Source organism: Chrysiogenia bacterium, from assembly GCA_020434085.1.
Classification (GTDB): domain Bacteria; phylum JAGRBM01; class JAGRBM01; order JAGRBM01; family JAGRBM01; genus JAGRBM01.
In genome coordinates, this window is the sequence record JAGRBM010000322.1 from 1 (window position 1) to 5,255 (window position 5,255).

Sequence of the window (5,255 nt, forward strand, 5' to 3'; positions counted from 1 at the left end):
AGTGATCTCGCACTGCTCGATGCATCGAAACTCGCGCTTCAGGTCGACTACCCCGAAGAGGCCCCGAGCCTCGACCCCGCCGACCGGCTCGAACTGCAGGAGCGCGAGCTCGAGCTCGGTTTGAAGAGCATCGTGGACATTTATCGCGAGCGAAACCCCGACGCGGCCGGATGGAGCGAGGCGCAAGTTCTCGAGACCCTGCGCGCCAATGCCGAGCTGAACACGCAGCTTCGTTAACCCTCAGCAACCAACGCAATGAAGCAGGGGCGGCGCCCGCATCGCCCCAAGGGAGTCGTACGTCTTGAAAGAATCCCACAAAGAGTCGCAGCCCGGCGAAAGCCCGAAGGGCATCCAGCTCGAAGACCTCAGCAATGAGGAGTTCAACCGCCTGTTCGGCAAAGTCTTCGGCAAGATCAAGCAAGCCGCCGGGCTCGATCCCCAGGCGCCCGACGAGGAGCTCTACGAGCAGCTCCGCGGCAGCCAGCAGGCGCAGAAATCGCAGCAGCAGCTCTCCGGCGAACTCGAAAAACTTCGCGCCAGCAACGCGCGCTCGCGCGAGGCGGCCGGGCGTATCTTCAAGGCGCTCGTCTCGCGCCTTCCCGAGCCCGTGCGCGAGAGCGCGCCCGATCCCGAGAGTGAGGACCTCTCGGCCATCGGGCAGTGGTCGGAGCTGGCCGCGCGCATGAGTGATGCGAAAGGGATGGCACTTCCCAAGTCCCTCGACAGTTCCCGAAGCGGCGGTGCCCCCCAGGCGAGCGATGCCGAGACCTGGCTGCGGCTGATGAACGACTCCAGCGCGGCACGCCAGTTCAAGCGCGCTCACCCCGACGAGTGGCGCCGCCTGGTCCAACGGTTCGGCGGTCATCCGGTTTCCAGGGTTCGACAACTCATTTCCAGATAAGACAAGGAGTACTCAAAAATGCCCAGTACGCAGATTTCCGACATCATCGATCCCGAGATCCTCACCCAGCAGGTCTCGGCCCGTTTCCCCGACAAGATCCGCCTGGCCGAGGCCGGCGCGGTGCAGCTCAGCAGCGACATCGCCGGCATCCAGCGCGGCGGCACCATGGTGAAGATTCCCCGCTGGAATCGCATCGGCGACTTCGAACGCAAGGTCGAAGGCAGCGGTTTCTCGGTCCAGAAGATCGACGCCGTCGAAGAGCTCGGCGTCGTCGTGCGTCGCGGCGCCGCCTACGGCGTCGAGGACACCGCCTCACTCGTGAGCCTGGCCGATCCCATGGCCGAGATCGCCGCGCAGATCGCCGAAAAGGCCGCGCGCGAGGTGCACGACACGCTCATCAACGTGCTCGTGGGCGCCACGCCCGTGGGCAACACCTCCGATCAGGCCGCGGCCACCGGTACGAAAGTCAACATCACCGGCGACATCGTGCGTGACGCACTCATTCGTCTGGGCGACCAGTTCGAAGACCTCGCCGCGGTGGTCATGCACTCGCACGTGTTCTTCGATGCGCACAAGGCCGGGCTCATCACCTACGCCGATCAGGGCGAGGACGCCACCTCGCTCAACCTGCGCATGGGGCAGCAGCCCTACCTGTTCGGCCGTCCGGTGTTCGTCTCCGACAAGGTGCTGCTCGACACCGCGGGCGACAATCACGTCTACGACACCTACTTCCTCGGGCGCGGCGCGCTGATGGTTGCCTACCAGCGTGATCTGCTCGTCGAGGTCGACCGCGACATTCTGGTCAAGGAAGACGTCATCAGCGCCGACGTTCACTACGTCCCGCACCTGCTGGGCGTGGGCTGGAACGTGGCTACGACCAACCCGGCCAACACCGACCTGGCCACCGACACCAACTGGGCCCTCAAGGTTCAGGAGGCCCGGTCGGTCAAGGCGGTGCGGCTTACCACCAACTCCGACTTTGCCGTCGGCGAATAACCAGCCCTTCACACCCCCTCCCGGGGCGGCCCGCCGCGGCGGGCCGCCCCGGTTCCCTCCCTTTTGTGAGGAAGGAGGCGCCCGATGGCGCAGCAAGTAAGCACCGCGCTGCTTTTGAAGCGTGACCCCAACCTCGGCGAGCGCTGGCCCTCGGTCCAGAGTTCCTGGCTCGAACAGATCGAGACGGCCCTGGCCGATCTCAGGCGCGACCTGCGTCTTCGCGGATTCGAGTGGGAGTTTTTCGTCGGATTCGATTCGGGAAGCAGCGCCGCCGAAAACTACGACGGCAGCAACGAAGAACTCAACGACCTGCACGAGGCCAAAGCCCTCGAAGTGATCTACCGCGTGTGCTCACGAAGCGAACCCGAGCGCTGGAGCGTGCTGGCCGAGAAGTTCGAAAACCTCTACGGCGCGCTGCTCGATCGCTACGCGGGGATCGAACCACCCGGTGGCTTCACGACCTACGACGTGGACGGCTCGGGCGTTGTCGAGGAAAACGAGCAGCGTGAGCAAAGCGCGAAGCCGCCCATCCATTTGTAGGGGCGAGGTCTACTCGCCCAATGCCTTTGAAGAGAGGGCGGGCCAACCCCGCCCCTGCGTTTCTGATAGGAGGAAGCATGTCTCATCCCATCATTACCGACCTGCGGGCCATGACCCGCGCGATCATCCCGCGTCTTCGCGACGCCGGTCAGGACGCTGCCCTGGGGGACGAACCCCTGGGCGTGGCGGGCGATGCATTCGACGTGCTCTTCGTTCGGCTGCTTGAGGCCCCCGCGAAGAGTCGCAGTGGCGGCACCTACAAGGCACTGCGCGCGGCAACCTTCGAGCTGCGCATCGTCTACGACGCCGCCGGTAAAGCCGAGGCCACCTCGTCCCAGGCGATGGAAGACGCCGAAGCCCTGCTGGTCGGCATGCCCGATGAGGCGCGCATCCCGCCGGCATCAGCCATCCAGCACGTGCGCTTTCTCTCGGCCCAGATCGATCGCAAGAGGCGTGAGGAGTGGATGCTCCACGCCGAGCTCGACGTGCTCTACGTGCAGAGCTGAGCTCGCATCCCCCGGAGTTGTCATTCTGAGCGAAGCGAAGAATCGGTTTCGAATCGGCGTTGGCCTTCGACAACGCGATCCTTCGCTTCGCTCAGGGTGACAGCGCTTGGAATATCCACAGCAGACTCAACGCGGGTTTCACCCCGCGTTTTCTTTTTCAAGGAGAAACACATGTCCAGTCAGACGAGCAAGGACGTCTACGCCGCCGAAGGGTGCAAGGTCACCTTTGGCGGCGTGGACCTGGGATTCACAAGCGACGGCGGGAGCATCTCGCACGAGGTGTCGGCCGTCGACCTGGTGCACGACGCACGGGGCGAGCACCCGGTCGATGCGCTCACCCGCGGCGTGCGCGCCGAGGTGACGCTCAACTTCGTCAAGTGGGACCAGGCGGTATGGGCCAAACTCCTACCACTCTCGCAGCAGACGGTGGGCGCCGGCGGTGACTCGAAGATCGAGGTTTTCGCCGACGTGGGAAGCTCGCTCTACGACCTGAGTGAGGCGCTGGTGATCCACCCCAATGCGCTTCCCGACACGGATGAGACCTTCGACGTGCGGCTGGCCAAAGCCTTCCCGCTGCCCTTCGAGCTGCCCTACGGCAATGACCAGGCGGTCTTCAGCGTCACCTTTCGCGTCTTCCCCGACCAGAGCAGCGGCCTGCTGATGACCATCGGCGATCCGAGCGTCGTCGCGGCCTAAAGGAAACACGATGCCCAGTTTCGACTATGCGGCAATCGATACCGCGATCACCATCACCCTCAAAGAGCGCAGCTACTGCATCGAGGAACCCTCGGTGCTGCAACTGGCCCGCATCGCCTCTCTTGCGGGCGAGGGCGAGAGCGATCTCGAAGAACGGAGCCGGCGGCTGCTTGGCACGATCCGGGAAATCGTTCCGGACATCACCGACGCGGACCTTCGCTTCCTCCTCATCCCCCGCGTGCTGGCCCGCTTTCTTCGTGATCTCTCGGGAAACGGGGACCGGGGGTAGAGCAAGGGCTCTACCCCCTGGCCCTCCTTGCGCGTGCCTTTGGGTGGTCGCATGGGCAGATGCTCGCCATGCCGGCCTCGCTGCTGGGCGCCTACGCGCGCCTGGCGCGGCGGCTGCAGGCGGAGGAAATGCTCTGCGAGCTCGATAACGCGATGAGCGTGCAAGCGACCATCCACCGCGGCGAACACGGGCGCAATCACTACGCCGAGCGGCGGCGCACATTGGAGCGCGGCGCACGCGGGGAGGGCGGGTCCGGCTCGTCCCTGGCGGCGCTGGTGCGCGCGCACCTTTCCCGCGCGCAGCCCGATTTGCTGGCCCATTTTGAGAAGGAACCAACCCATGGCTGATTTCGAACGGGAACTCGGTGACAAGCTTTCCGGCGAGGCCGATGCCATCGCCGGTGTTTTCCGTGACTTTTCGCGGGAGCTCGCTGCTCGCTTTGACCAGGTCCTCGTTCCTGTGCGTAACAGGCGCGGGGAGATCGACGAGAGCAAGAGCCCCATCGACACCGCGTTCTTTGGTTTTGCCGACGCCGTGCGAAACGAATCGGGCGCACTCGAGGGCGTGGACGTCACGCTCGGGCGCATTCACAAGCGCTTCAAGGAGCTGCGAAAAGAGGCGCTTGAGGCCAGGACCGCTGTCGACTTCTTCGGCGTGGGCGCCAGCCAGGTGCTCGGTCGCTCCCTTACGGGCACGGCCGAGGGGCTCGCCGACGCCTTCGCCGACCTGGGAAAGACCGGCAAGCTCTCCATGAGTACCATCGGCGAAGCGGTGCGCAAGGCCGTCGGCGTGCAGCTTCAGGAAATCGGCGCGTTGGCCCTGACGCGTTCGCTCTTCGAGCTGGCGTCGGGCTTCGCAACGCTCTTTCTCAATCCTGCCGAATCGGCGGGTCACTTCCAGGCTGCTGCGCTCTTTGCCGCCATCGGCACCGGCGCGGCCGTCGCCGGCGGGGCCATCGCAGGCGGCGCCGCACCGAGCGGCTCCAACGGACGCATCGGCGCAGAGGGACAGATCGACGCCGAAGATACCCGGCCGCGCGGCTCTCTGGAAATCAACATCACCAACCACGGCACGCTGACCGAAAATGTCGGCGACATCATCGTCGAGAGCATCCGCAACGCGGTCGATGATGATCGCCTCGTCCTGCGCAGCGATACGGGCCGCGTTTCCGCAGCCTGAGTGAAGTGAGGAACCATGTCTGTACGTCCCCTGCTCAAAGCACGCTTTGTTCCCCCGCTGACGCTGAGCGCAAGCAACGCGATCCCTTTTTCCTGGGATGGTGATGATTACAGCGCGAGCGTTCCCGGCGGTCGCTACCTGCCGCATG

9 protein-coding genes are annotated in these 5,255 nt (G+C 64.9%); all 9 read left to right on the forward strand.

Annotated features, from left to right (window positions below; translation table 11 throughout):
* A partial coding sequence (locus KDH09_11200) for a hypothetical protein (protein ID MCB0220253.1) occupies positions 1-237 on the forward strand: 237 nt, incomplete at its 5' end.
* Between the two features lie 64 nt (positions 238-301).
* Complete coding sequence (locus KDH09_11205) at positions 302-901, forward strand: hypothetical protein (protein MCB0220254.1); 600 nt, start codon at positions 302-304, stop codon at positions 899-901.
* Positions 902-919: 18 nt separating this feature from the next.
* On the forward strand, positions 920-1,897 hold the full coding sequence (locus tag KDH09_11210; GenBank protein ID MCB0220255.1) for a hypothetical protein: 978 nt from the start codon (positions 920-922) through the stop codon (positions 1,895-1,897).
* A gap of 84 nt (positions 1,898-1,981) precedes the next feature.
* Positions 1,982-2,437: a hypothetical protein gene (locus KDH09_11215; GenBank protein MCB0220256.1), complete on the forward strand. Its 456-nt coding sequence runs from the start codon at positions 1,982-1,984 to the stop codon at positions 2,435-2,437.
* A 77-nt stretch (positions 2,438-2,514) separates the two neighbouring features.
* A complete protein-coding gene (locus tag KDH09_11220) occupies positions 2,515-2,943 on the forward strand; it encodes a hypothetical protein (GenBank protein ID MCB0220257.1) in 429 nt (142 codons plus the stop codon).
* Between the two features lie 171 nt (positions 2,944-3,114).
* Positions 3,115-3,639 (forward strand): hypothetical protein, encoded by a 525-nt coding sequence (locus tag KDH09_11225; protein MCB0220258.1) that lies wholly within the window; start codon positions 3,115-3,117, stop codon positions 3,637-3,639.
* A gap of 10 nt (positions 3,640-3,649) precedes the next feature.
* Complete coding sequence (locus KDH09_11230) at positions 3,650-3,928, forward strand: hypothetical protein (protein ID MCB0220259.1); 279 nt, start codon at positions 3,650-3,652, stop codon at positions 3,926-3,928.
* 59 nt (positions 3,929-3,987) lie between these two features.
* Positions 3,988-4,275, forward strand: a complete 288-nt coding sequence (locus tag KDH09_11235; GenBank protein MCB0220260.1) for a hypothetical protein — start codon at positions 3,988-3,990, stop codon at positions 4,273-4,275.
* Positions 4,268-5,107 carry a hypothetical protein gene (locus tag KDH09_11240; GenBank protein ID MCB0220261.1) on the forward strand — a complete coding sequence of 280 codons (840 nt, stop codon included), beginning with the start codon at positions 4,268-4,270 and terminating at the stop codon, positions 5,105-5,107. Before KDH09_11235 ends, KDH09_11240 begins: the two co-directional genes overlap by 8 nt.
* The last annotated feature ends 148 nt before the right edge of the window (positions 5,108-5,255 follow it).

Excerpts from the sequence above, each read along its gene's own strand:
- KDH09_11210 (MCB0220255.1), top strand. The coding sequence starts at position 920 with ATGCCCAGTACGCAGATTTCCGACATCATCGATCCCGAGATCCTCACC.
- KDH09_11215 (MCB0220256.1), top strand. The coding sequence starts at position 1,982 with ATGGCGCAGCAAGTAAGCACCGCGCTGCTTTTGAAGCGTGACCCCAAC.
- KDH09_11220 (MCB0220257.1), top strand. The coding sequence starts at position 2,515 with ATGTCTCATCCCATCATTACCGACCTGCGGGCCATGACCCGCGCGATC.
- KDH09_11225 (MCB0220258.1), top strand. The coding sequence starts at position 3,115 with ATGTCCAGTCAGACGAGCAAGGACGTCTACGCCGCCGAAGGGTGCAAG.
- KDH09_11230 (MCB0220259.1), top strand. The coding sequence starts at position 3,650 with ATGCCCAGTTTCGACTATGCGGCAATCGATACCGCGATCACCATCACC.
- KDH09_11235 (MCB0220260.1), top strand. The coding sequence starts at position 3,988 with ATGCTCGCCATGCCGGCCTCGCTGCTGGGCGCCTACGCGCGCCTGGCG.
- KDH09_11240 (MCB0220261.1), top strand. The coding sequence starts at position 4,268 with ATGGCTGATTTCGAACGGGAACTCGGTGACAAGCTTTCCGGCGAGGCC.